The organism is Bacteroides sp. 214, assembly GCF_010501015.1.
Taxonomy (GTDB): domain Bacteria; phylum Bacteroidota; class Bacteroidia; order Bacteroidales; family Bacteroidaceae; genus Bacteroides.
In genome coordinates this window covers 20734-35753 of record NZ_QVML01000011.1, presented here as the reverse complement: position 1 = coordinate 35753, position 15020 = coordinate 20734, and the positions used below count along the sequence as shown (strand labels likewise).

Below are 15020 nucleotides of genomic sequence, written 5' to 3'. Positions count from 1 at the left end.
TGTTCTTTATAAAGATTTCGCGAAATAGATAATCACTACCAAGGCAAAACCGCCCATCACAATGCTTGTGTAAATAGCAGATACTACTTTCCATCTGTTCAACCATATTTTGTTGCTCCATCCCATCGTTTGTAAAGCACTCCAGAAACCATGATTCAGGTGAAACCAGATAGCGCCTAACCAGATAAGGTACAACACCACATACACTGGGTTGCTAAAGGTAGCGGCAATAAAGCCGGCACCGTCGGTAGGAGCAATGCCACCGTTTTCTATAGCCCCATGAATACCCATGATTTCCGAAAGTTGCATCTTGTACCAGAAGTTGAACAAGTGCAGTCCCAGTCCCAGAACAACAATAAGTCCTAATACGAACATGTTTTGAGAAGCCCATGTTACTTGTTTAGGAGTGTTTGTTACAGCATAACGTTCGCTACCCCTTGCTTTTCTGTTTTGGAAGGTAAGCAACAATGCGTAGAGAAAGTGAAGAGCAACAAGCCCCGCAAGTCCAACAGTAGCAACCAACGCATACCAGTTGGCACCCAAAAACTCACAAATCATGTTGTAAGCCTCCGCACTGAAAATAGCAACGAGGTTCATCGCCATGTGAAAGGTTAGAAACAGGATAAGGGCAAAGCCAGTAAGACTCATAACCACTTTCCTACCTACAGATGAATTAATTAACCACATAAATGATTGTTTTTTAATTATTTAATTGTTATTACTATAAAATTCTATTTTGTAATCTCACTTATCTGGCAAAAGTACATGAAATCCCTAAACAAAGCAAGTTATTAAAGAAATAATTCTTTAATAGTGCTGAGGGCGAACAGCAACTATAGTTGACGAACCATAAGCCATAGGCTGACGGAGCACGAGACTATGGCTGACGGGGCATGAGACTATGGCTGACGGGGCATGAGACTATGGCTGACGGAGCATGAGGCTATGGCTGACAGCGCCTTTAGATAAGAAGAAATTCTCACCACGTTGAGAACAAATACTCGCCTTGTTGAGAACGAATACTCACCATGTTGAGAATTTATTCTCAACATGATAAAACCTTTTGAGAAAAACCTGTTGTGGTTGTGATTTAACTATTCTTTTTTTTATTGGCTGTGAAGACCCTGTGAAGGATAAAAGAGGGGGTCTTCACACGTAATCCACTTACTGTTAATTGGTTACAGCGTTTTGTGAAGGTGAAGACCTATTTTGTAAAAGTCTATTTGGAGAATGTGTCATAAAAAAACGAGGCTCATTCTTTCTAAAAATGAACCTCGTTTTTGCGAAGTTTAGGCTTCACTTTCGGTTGATATGAAGCCTACTTATTTAGTACTTAAAACTACTTCCCCCCAAGAACTCCCTTAATAATGATGTTGGTGGTATCTCGTTATCTTGTATCGGCAAGAAATATTTAATAAACTTCAGCAATCGGTATGCTTCCGCATACTCCGGACAGTTGCGTGGCACGGACATTAGTATTGGCTCCACATGTCGGCGTAGTACTGCCAACTCAAACAACAGTGCTGAGTTAAACATAGAATCTGCATTTTCCTGGAAAGGGAATATCCATTTATCTTCACCAGCCCGTACGCTTGCCCAACGCGAAATAGTTTCTTGAGCTGAGTAACCACGATAGTTGTAGTCGCGCAAGATGCGGCGAAGAAGACGGTTGTCGGTAGTAGGAATCCAGTTATGGTCGTCAATCGAAATAGTGGTCAACGCGGATACGTAGATTTTATATTTACTGTGATTATCTATATGCTTGGTAAGTTCTGGGTTTAACGCGTGGATGCCTTCAAGAATAAGTACCGTGTGCTTATCAATGCGCAACTTATCGCCTTTGTATTCTTTCTTTCCGGTAGTGAAGTTATAGCGCGGTAGTTCCACCTCTTCTCCATTAAGAAGTGCTTCTATCTGGCGGTTGAACAAATCCAAGTCCAAGGCATATAGCGACTCGTAGTCATAGTCTCCATTTTTATCCAGTGGTGTTTGGTCTCTGTCTACAAAATAATTGTCGAGCGAAATAGGATAAGGTTTGATAGCATTTGTCATCAATTGAATAGATAGGCGCTTGCTGAATGTCGTTTTCCCGGAAGAAGAAGGCCCAGAGATAAGTATCAACTTCACCCTGTCGCCATTCATGCCTCGTCCGTAAATGGTATCTGCAATTTGTGCTATCTTTTTTTCCTGAAGAGCTTCCGCTACATTAATCAGTCCGGTAGCACGTCCTTCTGCACAGATAATATTGAAGTCGCCCACATTACTTACTCCCATAATAGAATTCCAGCTAAGGTGCTCCTTGAAGATATCGTTCATCTTATCTTGACGAATAATTTCAGCGAGCTTATTTGGATTCTCTTTATTAGGAATACGTAATAACAACCCATCAAAGTATTTAAGCAGGTCGAACAACTTAACGAAGCCGGTGCTGGGGACTAAACTACCATAGTAATAATCTATCGTTTTGTCCAGCGTATAATAATAGGTATAAAGCGAACCTGATGTTTCCAGCAACTTAACTTTATCTTCCATGCCGTTTTCGCTAAAGATGCGAACAGCTTCGGTGGTATGACATTCTGTGCGATGGAAGCGTATATCAGCATCTATAATTTCCAGCATACGCTCTTTGATACGAGTTACATCTGCCTCGGTAATAGCTCTACCAATGTCTAATTTGCAGTAATATCCTTTGGAAACAGGGTGTTCTACAAACAGTTTCCCTTCGGGGAAAAGTTCGCTTGCCGCTTTATAAAGGATAAAACAGAGTGAACGTACATAGGTTCTCATTCCCGAAGAATCGCGCACATCCAGAAATTCTACATCTTTATTATTATATACCTTGAAGGTTAGTCCTTCTGTGCGATTATTAACTTTGGCGCTAACTACCTGATAAGGCATATTTAGATTAAAACCATTATAAATATCCAAAAGAGAACTCCCAATCGGGAATTTTTTGGAAATATTATTATTTTTGCAAAGAATTTCAATTGTGTCTACCATATCGTTGTCATTTAATTCCGAAATATATTGATAACTAAGGAGTAACACAAAAATAAATACTTAATAAATAAAGATGGAATATTCTTTTTATGATTTTTTAAAGCTAATAGGCTCTTTAGGGCTCTTCTTGTACGGAATGAAGATCATGAGCGAAGGCTTGCAAAAGGTGGCTGGAGATAGACTCCGCTCCATACTTACTGCAATGACTTCCAATCGTGTGACGGGTGTGCTGACCGGTGTGGCAGTAACTGCTTTGATTCAATCTTCATCGGCAACAACCGTTATGGTTGTAAGTTTTGTAAATGCCGGTTTGCTTACCTTGGCGCAGTCCATCACGGTTATTATGGGAGCCAATATCGGTACCACAGTCACGGCATGGATTATATCCGTCTTTGGGTTTAAGGTTGACATGGCCTCCTTTACTCTTCCGTTAATTGCCTTCGCCCTTCCACTTATCTTCTCTAAAAAGAGCACCCATAAGTCGATGGGCGAATTTATTTTTGGCTTCTCCTTTCTGTTTATGGGGCTTTCGCTACTGAAAGCAAATGCACCCGACTTAGGTAAGAACCCCGAAATGCTGGCTTTTGTTCAGAATTATACCGATATGGGCTTTGGATCTGTGTTGTTGTTCTTGTTCATAGGTACGCTACTTACCATGATTGTGCAAGCTTCGGCGGCTACAATGGCTATAACACTCATTATGTGTGCCAATGGTTGGATTAGCTACGAATTGGGGGCTGCACTAGTGTTGGGCGAAAATATAGGAACAACTATAACAGCCAATCTTGCTGCGTTAACAGGGAATACGCAAGCCAAACGGGCGGCACTAGCACATCTTGTTTTCAATATATTCGGTGTTATTTGGGTGCTGCTTTTGTTTACGCCCTTAACGAGTAGTGTTAGTTGGTTTGTTGATAATTATATGTTCCCCGGCTCGGAAGAGGTTGCGGTATCTTATAAGCTTTCGGCGTTTCACACCTTATTTAATATATGTAATGTATGCGTCTTGATATGGTTTGTGAGACTAATTGAAAAAACCGTGTGCTTTATCATTCCTCAAAAAGAAGAAGAGGAAGAATATCGTTTACGCTATATCAGTGGAGGTATGCTTTCTACATCAGAACTCTCGATTGTGCAGGCGAGGAAAGAAATTCACCTCTATGCAGAACGCACACAACGGATGTTCACCATGGTACAAGACTTGCTGCATACCGAAAAAGACGATGAATTTAATAAGATATACAGTCGCATAGAGAAGTACGAGAATATCAGCGATAACATGGAAATTGAAATCGCCAACTATCTCAATGAGGTATCGGAAGGTAGGTTAAGTTCTGAATCTAAGCTACAAATCAGGTCTATGCTACGTGTTATTACAGAGATAGAGAGTATTGGCGATAGTTGCTACAATTTGGCACGCACAATCAATCGTCAGCGTGAAGCGAATGTGTCTTTCAGTGCGAACCAGTACGAACATATTCATTCCATGATGAAAATGGCAGATGCCGCCTTGTTACAGATGATAAATGTGGTAGAGCGTTCGGTAAATCAAATAGCCGACTTAAACAAGTCGCACAATCTGGAGAATGAAATCAATAACTACCGTAACCAACTGAAAACTCAGAACATTCTAGATGTGAACAATAAGGAATATAACTATCAGGCGGGAGTCTACTACATGGATATCATTGCCGAGTGTGAGAAACTGGGCGACTATATAGTCAATGTTGTGGAAGCGCAAATACTAAAAGAGCACAAACCTGTATAAAAAGATTGAGGCAGCCAATTGGCTGCCTCAATCTTTTTATACAGGTTATGGGTATTAATACTCATCTTCATTAAAGAAGAAATCTTCTTTACTTGGATAATCTGGCCAAATATCTTCAATACTTTCGTAAATCTCACCTTCATCTTCCATCTCCTGAAGATTTTCAATTACCTCCAATGGTGCACCCGAACGCATGGCGTAGTCAATCAACTCTTCTTTAGTTGCTGGCCAGGGGGCGTCTTCTAGTCTTGAGGCTAATTCCAATGTCCAATACATAATAGTTTTAGGTTTTTACGTGAATATTTATTTCTACTCTCTATTTTTCGGCAAAAGTATAATAATTATTCTCACTTGCAACTATTATTCCAAAATATTTCGTCGTGTGCAGACTGAATATTCAATTTTCGCGACAAAACAAACAGATAATCCGAAATTCGGTTGATATATGCCATTACTTCGAGAGCAACAGGGTAGGTTTCCGAGAGAGCAACAACTTTTCTTTCCACCCGCCGGCAAACTGTTCGACAAACATGGCAAACAGCTGCAGCACGACATCCACCGGGAATAACAAAAGCTTTAAGTGGTGGAAGTTGTGAATCTACTCTGTCAATCTCTTTTTCTATACCTTCAATATGCTCGTGGGTAATAATACTTGATTTACTTAAAGTAACTTTTTCCTGATCGGTAGCAAGATGAGCCCCTATGGTAAATAGCTTATCTTGAATATTCAACACAATCTCTTTATCGTGCTCATCGGTCAAATAGGTACACAGTACACCAAGTTGTGCGTTAAACTCATCTACGGTTCCGTAAGCTTCTAAACGTATATCTGTTTTAGACACTCGGGTTCCGCCAATCAAACCGCTACTTCCTTTGTCTCCGGTTTTTGTATATACCATACTCTTCTTCATTGTATTAAGTAGTGTTTTTTTAGAAGTTCACTTTATAATGCTGTTTCTCTTTTTTGCGATCGAAGAATATAATTCCTATATCGTACAAATCAAATGTGATTCCTGTTCGTTCACTCTCCTTTAGCTGTTTCCACAATTGTTTCATCTCCGGTGAGTATTGAATACCTTCAATAATAAGAACTGAAGAATCGGTTATATTATTGTCTATCAGCTTAAAGATTAGCTCTTTTGTTTCCTTTGCTTTTTCTTTTTTGTAGTGGAAGAGGATTAAATCCGCTAAGTACACGTCTATACTGGTATCGGTAGTGGTGAGATGTGTGTAGTTACACATTCTTTTTGCGGCAAGCAGGTATTTCTGGCTTAACGGTGTATCGCCTATTTCGAGGATTGTTGTAGGCTGTAGTGAGTTGGTAATTCTGAAGAATAGCCTGTTTAGTTTTCTGGAGAGGTGTGTCGATAATTGCTCTGCGTTTTGCTCCAGCTCTTTGTACGCATAGTAATTCTCTTTTTCATAAATGACTTGGGTTATGAAATTGAATGCGAACGGAGAGTGTACACCATAACCACAACGATAGCGAAAACGCTTTAGCCAAACAAAAGAACGCTTTAAGCTATGAATAATGCCCATTGCCTAAGAGGGGTTTTGGCTTTGTACTTGTACTGTTGGGTCGAATGGAATAGTAAACCAGAAAGTAGAACCTTTCTCAAGTTCGGATTCTACACCTATTTCTCCACCCATAGCAGTAATGATGCTTTTACAAATAGGAAGCCCCAAGCCTGTACCTTGCTCAAACGAATCGAGTTTTATAAATCGTTTAAAGATATTCTTCTGTTTTTCATCGGGGATACCTGTTCCCGTATCTGTTACATAAAAATAAATTCGGTTATTCACGGGCTTTTTGTAACCAAAGTGGATACTACCTTCGTAGGTAAATTTGATGGCGTTGTTAATAAAGTTAGTAATAACCTGCATTACGCGACTTTGGTCGGTGTACAATCGTAGCGCACTCATTGGTATTTCAGCTTTGATCTCAATTCCTTTTCTTCCTTTAATCCGGGATGTTTGCTCTATTTCTTTGAGCATTTTATTGATATCTACATCCGAATACATGAAGTCCAATGTTCCTGCCTCTATTTTAGCTAAGTCAAGAATGTCACTAATGAGTTGCAACAACAGTTCATTATTATGCTCAATAATGCTAAGATATTCTTCTTTCTCTTGCTCGTCGGTTTCGTGCGCAAGTATACTGGAAAATCCTACAATAGCATTGAGTGGTGTGCGAATTTCGTGACTCATGTTGGCAAGGAAAGCAGATTTTAATCTGTTTGCTTCTTCGGCTTGCTCCTTGGCTTTACGCAAGTCGCGCTCCATGATTTTCATGTCGGTAATATCCCAAGCAGTATATACAATCCAATTGCGATTGTCAGGCATGGATATATAGTTATTGTTCTGAAAAGTGAAATACTCTTTACCTTGCGAATCAAAAAAGTGTCGAATATCCGATTGTGCAATACCTGTCCTGGCTAACTCAACATCTTCTTCACGAATCATATCGGCAACGTCCTTTTCCATAATGTCGTAATCTGTTTTTCCAACGGCATTTTCTGCCGGAAACTCAAATAGCTCGGCTGCTTTTTTATTCCAGAAGAGGTAACGCATATTGTCGTCCGGGTCTTTTATTTTGGCAGCTATGGGCAGATTATCTAATATAGACTCCAAAGACTGTTTGTGGGTTTGCTCATTCAATAATACTTTGTATGAATCGGTTTTGTCAATAAGAAACGTATTGATAAATCTCTTATTAGATGCTTTAAACGTTAATTTGTCAAAGTGTCTGGTTTGTCCGCTTACATCGGGTATGGTAATTGAAACATTTTCATCTATTTTACTTTCTAGCATAAAGTTGAGTGTGGGTGTCTTCTTGATGATAGAATCCAAGCGTTTACCAACAATGTTTTTTTTGCTTACACCAAAAAATGCTTCGAATGAGGGGTTAACATCAGAAACAATAATTCCTGTTGTCTCCCCTTTCTCATTGAATAAGAGTTCCTTCTTAAAGAAGATAACCGGCATATTAGAGATAACTCCTTGATAGCTGGAACTCAACTCATGCTCTTTCTCTGTGTGCCTTTTCTTAAGTAATAGTATGTGCCGTTTGTGTCTTAAATAGAGAACTAAAAAGAAAAGGAGGCTGATGATGGCAATTATATACGCTGTGTGTTTTTGCCAAAAAGAAAGCGGAACATCGTAGTAAACCGCGTCTTTAGGGAATAACTCTGAGGGTATTCCTTTATTTTGAAGATATAAATAGCTGAGGCGTGTAGCGGCATTGGTTATCCTAATTTCTCGTTCAGTAGGAGTAACACCGTTTAAGAGGTTAATAATCAGATTTAATGTTTGCTCTTCGATAGCTGATTTATCGGGAAAATGCCCACCAGCCAACAACCCTGGGAACAGGTCGGCCAATGCAAAAACGGGTGTTTTGCTAATGTCTGAAACATAGCGATGCATCCGTTCACTAGGATAGTACATATCCACAGCAGAATTTCCTGATAAGTTAATCCAAGAGTGAAAGATAATACCTGTATGTATATCATATTCGTTTAATTTGCCTAACATAGACTCTGAGTCAATCTCCGGATAGGTAAGTAGCTCTATCTCTATTTCTGGAAAATTATTTTCGCACGCTTGTAGTAATTCTTTTCTTAACAATGCACAAGTAAATCTTTGGTCAGAAATAAAAGCAAGCTTTTTCATTCCGGGGATTACCTTTTTCATGGCAAGGATGGTTTCGTCAATGTAGAAAGGTATCTCAATGGTATAAACATTGTTTTCTTCCAACATCTTTTGAGAAGAGATAAGCTCCTCGTCGGGGATTTCTTGCAATGCACAAAATGATTTCAAGTCGCTATATGAATGTTCTTGCGTATGGTAAACCACAACAGGAATATCTTTCCACTCGTTGGTTAATAACGGCTGACACACGTACCATCCCACATCACCTACAATAACAACTATTTTTGGAGGAATGCTGTCAAATTCTTGTTTTAGATAAGCTCTTTTTTCGTTAACTAACTCCTGATTGTTTAATTCCCAAACAACCAATGGCTCAGCGTGAACATTCATAGAAAACTCTTTCATGAGTGTTTCTTTCATTTTTGCATGGATGCTATTTGCCCATCTATCGCGAAAGTTGGATGAACTTAACAAAAGGGCATAATCAGAATTTATTCTATGGGAATGAATAGAGCCGGTTACTAAGGTTAATAGTATCAAAAGAAACAAACACCTTTTAGAAAAGAACGATAGGCTAATATGCATAAATACAATTATATGAATACTAAAAAAGATTTTTTCAAACGATTAAGCGCACTATTAGGGTTAAAACTTTGCAAATATAAAAAAATGTACAGATAAAAATGAATTTGAAGAACAAAATGTTCAATAGACACAATTTTTTTAATGAATATAAGTTTTATGTGTTGATGAAGTCCTCTAAATGTTTGTTTATAACCGTTTTAATGCTTTTGCTATCTGCTACTGTAAAAGCACAGTTCGATGCTCATTTCAGTCAATTTTGGAATGCGAAAGGGTACTACAATCCGGCATGGGCAGGGCAAACGGACCTCCTCACTATAACCGGTGCTTACAACATGGAACTGCTGGGATTTACGAATGCGCCAAAGTCAATGTATCTGGCTGCGGATATGCCGATCTCATTTATGGAAAAGAAACATGGGGTAGGGCTTTCTCTCTTTAGTGAAGGTATAGGATTGTTTCGTGACCAACTTATGTCGTTGCAGTACTCATACAAAACAACAATAAAGAAAGGAAAATTGGGGATAGGTATCCAAGCGGGCTCACTTAAAGTCTCATTTGACCCTACCAATATCAATCTTGGTGAAGATACCGATGACGAGGCTTTTCCTACTAACAAAGAGAGTGGCTCAGCGCTGGATTTGGCAGCCGGGGTTGTCTATACACATGCAAAATACTATCTTGCCTTTTCTGGTCAGCATCTCACCGCGCCGAAAATTTCATTAGGCGAGCGTTCCGAAATAGAGATCTCTCCGGTAATTTATTTAACAGGCGGATACAATATTCCAACACGTAATCCGTTAATAACCATACAGCCATCAGCTCAGTTGCGTACGGATTTTACAACAACGCGCTTGGACTTGGCCGGCAGGTTGTTCTATACGCACAACGAAAAGATCTTCAATGGAGGGGTTATATACACCCCCGATACGTCTGTCGCTGTGTGCTTGGGTGCTACTATTCGTGGTGTAACGGTAGGTTATGTCTATGAATATTATACATCTAAAATATCCATAGCCAATGGCGGTCATGAATTGTTAATCAGCTATGCTACAGAGATAAACCTGTTTAAGAAACAAAAGAATAAACATAAAAGTATACGAATATTGTAACGATAGTAAACGTATGAATACCAATAAAGAAACATCATCGAAATCTCTTCTTACTGCATTTATAGTGGTTCTGCTTATTATGCTTGCCTCGTGTATGGGTCCTGCGAGTGTTACTTCCCGTGGAGGCGAAGTTACAGGAATGAGTGCAGTGGCATGGAATGAACCTACGCCGTTTGGAATGGCCTTAATCAAACGCGGATCATTGAAAATGGGTGCCGAAGAACAAGATAGTTTGTGGGGAAGTCCTGTCCCAACAAGAGAAATATCCGTCGAATCTTTCTGGATGGACGAGAAAGAAATTACCGTAGGGCAATACAAACAGTTTGTAAACTGGGTACGCGACTCTATCATCCGCGAACGCTTAGCCGATCCTGCTTATGGTGGTAACGAAATCTACAAAATAGAGGAAGATAGAGAGGGGAATCCTATTAAACCTTATCTTAATTGGTCGCGACCTATTCCATGGAAGCGCGCTTCTGAGGATGAGCAAATGGCTATTGAAAGTGTTTACAAAAGACATCCTATCGATGGAACGTTAATGCTTGATGCTTCGCAAATGAATTACTACTACGAAGTATATGACTATACAGAAGCTGCTAAGCGTCGTAATCGTTTGAATCCTGAAGAAAGGAATAAAAATACGGATATCGAAGTAGACCCCAACGAAATCATCATGATTTCCAAAGATACAGCCTATATCGATGAAGAAGGACGTATTGTCAATCGCACTATTACCCGTCCACTCTCGGGCGAATGGGATTTTCTGAATAGCTACATAGTTAATATATACCCGGATACAACGTGTTGGGTTAATGATTTTGATAACGCCAATAATGAAATGTATATGCGTATGTATTTCAACCATCCGAGTTATAACGAACATCCGGTAGTGGGGGTAAGTTGGGAGCAAGCAAACGCGTTCTGTAATTGGCGTACAGACTATCTTCTGGCAGGGCTGCGTGGTTATGCTAAATATATACAGCGTTATCGACTGCCTTCCGAAGCCGAATGGGAATTTGCCGCGCGTGGTCGTGAAGAAAACCAGTTTCCATGGAAAGCCGATGCCACGAAAGATGATGATGGTTGTTTTTATGCCAACTACAAACCTGGCAAAGGAAACTATACCAAAGATGGTAACTTGATAACCAATAAAGTAGGTGCTTATGGCACCAATTCGCAAGGCCTCTATGATATGGCGGGCAACGTCTCCGAATGGACATCTACCGTATTTACTGAGTCGGGTGTGCTTTCAATGAGCGATCTCAACCCCGATTTAAAATACAATGCTGCCATAGAAGACCCCTATGCTATGAAGAAGAAAGTGGTGCGTGGAGGCTCTTGGAAAGATGTCAGTTCGTTTATTCGTTCTGACTCTCGCTCTTCGGAGTATCAAAACGAACAACGCTCATACATTGGTTTTCGCTGTGTACGTTCGTATGTAGGTGCCAATCGTAAAGGAAAATAGTAACCACCGAATATATAAATAATCTATATGACTACAGATAATAAAAAGAAGAGAAGCTTGGCACGGAGAATACAAAACTATCTCGGAACCTATCGTGGACAAGTTTATCTCAATTATGCTTATAACTGGGGAGCCGCAGTTGTAATACTTGGTGCTTTGTTTAAGCTAACCCACCAGGATGGTGCCAATACAATGCTTTGGATAGGTATGGGTACGGAAGTGCTGGTGTTTTTCATCTCAGCTTTTGATTTACCTCAACGCATAGATGCTTCGCCAAGTGCACAACCCAATATTAATATTCAGGTAGCTGGTGGAAGTACAGACCCGCAAGGCACTATTAATATTGCTGCTGGTGGAGGCGGTGGCGTTTCGCAAAGTGTACCTCAGTATGCACAAGATGGTGCAGCTGTAACATCGATACCTCAACAGGCAGGAGTTCAATCTGCAATGGCACCAGGCATGGAAGATTCGTTGATTGCTTATCAAGAACAACTGAAGGAAATGACCGAAGCTTTAAGCCGTTTTGCTAAACAAACGGATTCGGCGGCTATGGATTCCGAACAGATAGCTATCCTCAATAAGAACCTTGCAGGCATCAATGCAATCTACGAAATGCAGTTGCGCAGTGTTAGTTCGCAAATAGGTACAATAGATCAAGTACACGAAGAAACCCGCAAAATGGCTCGTCAGATAGAAGAGTTGAACGAAGTATATGCGCGTATGTTGGAAGCTATGAACGGAAACAAAAAAGCATAACCTATGGCTGTAAATAATAAAACACTCACCCCACGGCAGAAGATGATAAACGTAATGTATATCGTCTTACTGGCTATGTTGGCGCTGAATGTTTCTTCAGACGTACTGGAGGCCTTTTCGCAGGTCGATGATAGCCTGAAGCGTACTGCCGAAGGATCTATGAAACAGAACGAACTGCTATTTGCCGACCTTACCGAGCACATGAGAACTAATCCGGAGAAGGTAGGCGCTTGGTTTAAAAAGGCGGAGCGTGTAAAGTTGCTTTCCGATTCCTTATATAATTATGCGCAAGAGCTAAAAGTGCGTATCGTGCAGCAATCCGAAGGAAAAAAGGGGGATGTTAACAATATTATCAATAAAGATGATTTGGAAGCGGCCGCATCTGTGATGCTTGCTTCGGGAAAAGGGCATGGCAAGAAACTGCTGGAAAGCATCAATGCTTATCGTGAAGAAATGCTCTCTATGGTAGAAAGTACCACGCAACGAGATATCATCAGGCAGAATTTAAGTACAGAGGTACCTCCTAAAGAATCTGCAATGGGGAAAAACTGGCAAGAGTACATCTTTGAGAATACCCCGGTGGTTGCAGCAGTAACGTTGTTGTCTAAGCTGCAAAGCGACATACGCTATGCAGAGGGAGAAGTGTTACACACGCTGGTTAAGTATGTCGACGTGCGCGATTTACGTGTAAACCAGCTCAATGCCTTTGTCATTCCTAACTCTCGCCACGTAGTGCGTGGAGGAAAGTTCAGTGCGCAGATTGTATTGGCAGCAGTAGACTCTACACAGCGCCCCGTTATATACATTGATGACAAGCCATTGCCTGCCAATAATAATGGATTGTATGAAATGGTTTGCAATAGTACCGGTGAGTTTACCCTCAAAGGACATCTTGAATTGGGTGGCGCAAACGGTGAAGTCTTTAAGCATAATTTTTCGCAACCCTATACGGTTGTAGAGCCTTCGGCTACTGTATCGGCTACCTTAATGAACGTGCTTTATGCAGGATACGATAATCCTATTAGTGTATCCGTGCCCGGAGTGCCCAGCGGAAGTGTACAAGCGGTTATGGCAAATGGCAACGGAACGCTGCAACGCACAGGAAACACATACATCGCCAAACCTGCTAAAGTAGGCGAAGACGCGGTTATCCGTGTAACTGCAAGTGTGGATGGACGCACACAGGTTATGGGCGAATATGTTTACCGTGTACGCCAGCTACCCGATCCCTCTCCTTTTATTGAGTACAAAGACGCGCAAGGTGCGGTAAGAAGGTATAGAGGTGGTACTGGGTTCTCTAAAGCGATATTGATGAATACAGATGGTATTGTAGCTGCGGTAGACGATGGGTTACTTGATATCAACTTCCGTGTACTAAGTTTTGAAACCACTTTCTTTGATAACATGGGAAATGCCGTTCCCGAAGTATCGAATGGTACCAACTTCTCGGCGCGCCAAAAGGATATGTTCAGAAGATTGTCGCGTGGGAAGCGCTTTTATATTTCGCGTGTGCGGGCAATTGGTCCCGATGGCATAGAGCGCGTGCTACCTACCACGCTCGAAGTGATAGTTAATTAATAGGATTACGACCCAAAAGAAAAAATAAAGATGAAAGGCATACTTATTTTAATAGCTGTTTTACTCTGCACCCACTTCACGGCTGTAGCTCAACCCAATGCGCGAGCTGCTCGCGAACGGGAACAAAATACGAAATCAGACATGTCGCTTAGAGCGCAAACAAGATATCCTCGTTCCAAATCATTGCCCGAAGACCTTATTTGGATGCGCGAGATTTATCGCACACTGGATTTAACCAAAGCTGCCAACGGCACACTGTATTATCCTGTTGAGGCTATGAATGATAAACAAAACCTGATAACTACTATGTTTAAGCTATTGGCAGAAAAGAAAATACCGGCGTACGAGTATATGCTTGATGGGACGGAGCGTCTGACCGATAAGTTTAAAGTAGATTTTAAAGATGTGCTGGACCGCTTTCAAATCTTTTATGAAACGCAACGAGTAGGTAGTCGTGATACCGTTTTGGTTATCAACGATAGTGATATTCCCTCTCCCGAAGTAAAGAGTTATTTTATAAAAGAAGTATGGTACTTTGATCAGCGTACTTCTACTTATGGGTCGGTGGTTACAGCTATTTGTCCGGTGATGCATCGTGCCGATGATTATGCTTCGGAAGAGTTGAAACTCCCTATGTTTTGGGTAGCTTATGCCGACATTGCCCCTTACCTTACACAAATGCGGGTAATGACCAGTAATCTGAATAATGCTGCCACGCGTAGTGTAGACGATTTCTTTGTGTCGCGTTTGTATGATGGAGATATCTATAAAACAACCAACATGCAAGATGTTATCTTGGCGCAATATTGCGAAACGGATAGTGCCTTGGTAAAAGAACAGAAACGTATTGAAGATGAGTTGTTGTTGTTCGAAAAACGTCTGTTTGGTGAGGAAGAAGTAATAGCAAAGAAAGATTCTATTCCGGCAACTAAAGCGGTAAAAGAGAAGACTACTAATACCAAACGTCAACGAAATACGACCGTTAAGGAAAGCAAATCCAAATCTTCTTCATCCAAATCTTCTTCGGGATCGGCAAGAGTAAGCGTTCGTAGGCAAAGAAGATAGGGCAACATACCCTCCAAATGGGCTTTTAGGAAATAAGCCTTCACAT

The 15020-nt window shown here is 40.7% G+C and carries 12 protein-coding genes; 6 read left to right on the top strand and 6 right to left on the bottom strand.

The genetic code is table 11. The annotated features are described in order from the left end of the window. Positions 1 to 6: 6 nt before the first annotated feature. Entirely contained in the window at positions 7 to 687 is a 681-nt protein-coding gene (locus D0T50_RS09050; protein WP_163223205.1) for a succinate dehydrogenase/fumarate reductase cytochrome b subunit, read from the bottom strand. A 639-nt stretch (positions 688 to 1326) separates the two neighbouring features. Then, a complete protein-coding gene (locus tag D0T50_RS09045) occupies positions 1327 to 3000 on the bottom strand; it encodes a nucleoside kinase (RefSeq protein WP_163223204.1) in 1674 nt (557 codons plus the stop codon). A 73-nt stretch (positions 3001 to 3073) separates the two neighbouring features. On the opposite strand from D0T50_RS09045, the gene D0T50_RS09040 reads away from it, so the two are divergent. Next, positions 3074 to 4768: a Na/Pi cotransporter family protein gene (locus tag D0T50_RS09040; protein ID WP_163223203.1), complete on the top strand. Its 1695-nt coding sequence runs from the start codon at positions 3074 to 3076 to the stop codon at positions 4766 to 4768. Positions 4769 to 4822: 54 nt separating this feature from the next. Here D0T50_RS09040 and D0T50_RS09035 read toward each other — a convergent pair whose 3' ends face one another. The 4 genes from D0T50_RS09035 to D0T50_RS13790 all read right to left on the bottom strand — a co-directional run bounded on the left by D0T50_RS09035 (position 4823) and on the right by D0T50_RS13790 (position 8836). Beyond that, entirely contained in the window at positions 4823 to 5044 is a 222-nt protein-coding gene (locus D0T50_RS09035) for a DUF2795 domain-containing protein (protein WP_163223202.1), read from the bottom strand. Positions 5045 to 5115: 71 nt separating this feature from the next. Next, positions 5116 to 5679 carry a cob(I)yrinic acid a,c-diamide adenosyltransferase gene (locus tag D0T50_RS09030; protein ID WP_163223201.1) on the bottom strand — a complete coding sequence of 188 codons (564 nt, stop codon included), beginning with the start codon at positions 5677 to 5679 and terminating at the stop codon, positions 5116 to 5118. Positions 5680 to 5698: 19 nt separating this feature from the next. Continuing rightward, positions 5699 to 6307, bottom strand: a complete 609-nt coding sequence (locus D0T50_RS09025) for a hypothetical protein (RefSeq protein WP_163223200.1) — start codon at positions 6305 to 6307, stop codon at positions 5699 to 5701. A gap of 3 nt (positions 6308 to 6310) precedes the next feature. Next, a complete protein-coding gene (locus tag D0T50_RS13790) occupies positions 6311 to 8836 on the bottom strand; it encodes an ATP-binding protein (protein ID WP_239058241.1) in 2526 nt (841 codons plus the stop codon). Between the two features lie 281 nt (positions 8837 to 9117). Here D0T50_RS13790 and D0T50_RS09015 point away from each other — a divergent pair, with 281 nt between their 5' ends. From D0T50_RS09015 to gldN, 5 genes are all read left to right on the top strand, one after another. Continuing rightward, positions 9118 to 10110 (top strand): PorP/SprF family type IX secretion system membrane protein, encoded by a 993-nt coding sequence (locus D0T50_RS09015; protein WP_370520904.1) that lies wholly within the window; start codon positions 9118 to 9120, stop codon positions 10108 to 10110. Between the two features lie 79 nt (positions 10111 to 10189). Further along, entirely contained in the window at positions 10190 to 11575 is a 1386-nt protein-coding gene (locus D0T50_RS09010; RefSeq protein ID WP_239058242.1) for an SUMF1/EgtB/PvdO family nonheme iron enzyme, read from the top strand. Between the two features lie 27 nt (positions 11576 to 11602). Further along, positions 11603 to 12331: a gliding motility protein GldL gene (gldL, locus tag D0T50_RS09005; protein WP_163223198.1), complete on the top strand. Its 729-nt coding sequence runs from the start codon at positions 11603 to 11605 to the stop codon at positions 12329 to 12331. Positions 12332 to 12334: 3 nt separating this feature from the next. Further along, positions 12335 to 13909 carry a gliding motility protein GldM gene (gene gldM / locus D0T50_RS09000; RefSeq protein ID WP_163223197.1) on the top strand — a complete coding sequence of 525 codons (1575 nt, stop codon included), beginning with the start codon at positions 12335 to 12337 and terminating at the stop codon, positions 13907 to 13909. 30 nt (positions 13910 to 13939) lie between these two features. Then, complete coding sequence (gene gldN, locus D0T50_RS08995; RefSeq protein WP_163223196.1) at positions 13940 to 14974, top strand: gliding motility protein GldN; 1035 nt, start codon at positions 13940 to 13942, stop codon at positions 14972 to 14974. Positions 14975 to 15020 lie beyond the last annotated feature (46 nt).

What these genes read in the sequence shown, in the direction of transcription:
- D0T50_RS09025 (WP_163223200.1), bottom strand. Translation starts at nt 6,307, where the DNA reads ATGGGCATTATTCATAGCTTAAAGCGTTCTTTTGTTTGGCTAAAGCGT.
- D0T50_RS13790 (WP_239058241.1), bottom strand. Translation starts at nt 8,836, where the DNA reads ATGAAAGAAACACTCATGAAAGAGTTTTCTATGAATGTTCACGCTGAG.
- gldM (WP_163223197.1), top strand. Translation starts at nt 12,335, where the DNA reads ATGGCTGTAAATAATAAAACACTCACCCCACGGCAGAAGATGATAAAC.
- D0T50_RS09030 (WP_163223201.1), bottom strand. Translation starts at nt 5,679, where the DNA reads ATGAAGAAGAGTATGGTATATACAAAAACCGGAGACAAAGGAAGTAGC.
- D0T50_RS09010 (WP_239058242.1), top strand. Translation starts at nt 10,190, where the DNA reads ATGCTTGCCTCGTGTATGGGTCCTGCGAGTGTTACTTCCCGTGGAGGC.
- D0T50_RS09015 (WP_370520904.1), top strand. Translation starts at nt 9,118, where the DNA reads ATGTTCAATAGACACAATTTTTTTAATGAATATAAGTTTTATGTGTTG.
- D0T50_RS09050 (WP_163223205.1), bottom strand. Translation starts at nt 687, where the DNA reads ATGTGGTTAATTAATTCATCTGTAGGTAGGAAAGTGGTTATGAGTCTT.
- gldL (WP_163223198.1), top strand. Translation starts at nt 11,603, where the DNA reads ATGACTACAGATAATAAAAAGAAGAGAAGCTTGGCACGGAGAATACAA.
- gldN (WP_163223196.1), top strand. Translation starts at nt 13,940, where the DNA reads ATGAAAGGCATACTTATTTTAATAGCTGTTTTACTCTGCACCCACTTC.
- D0T50_RS09035 (WP_163223202.1), bottom strand. Translation starts at nt 5,044, where the DNA reads ATGTATTGGACATTGGAATTAGCCTCAAGACTAGAAGACGCCCCCTGG.
- D0T50_RS09040 (WP_163223203.1), top strand. Translation starts at nt 3,074, where the DNA reads ATGGAATATTCTTTTTATGATTTTTTAAAGCTAATAGGCTCTTTAGGG.
- D0T50_RS09045 (WP_163223204.1), bottom strand. Translation starts at nt 3,000, where the DNA reads ATGGTAGACACAATTGAAATTCTTTGCAAAAATAATAATATTTCCAAA.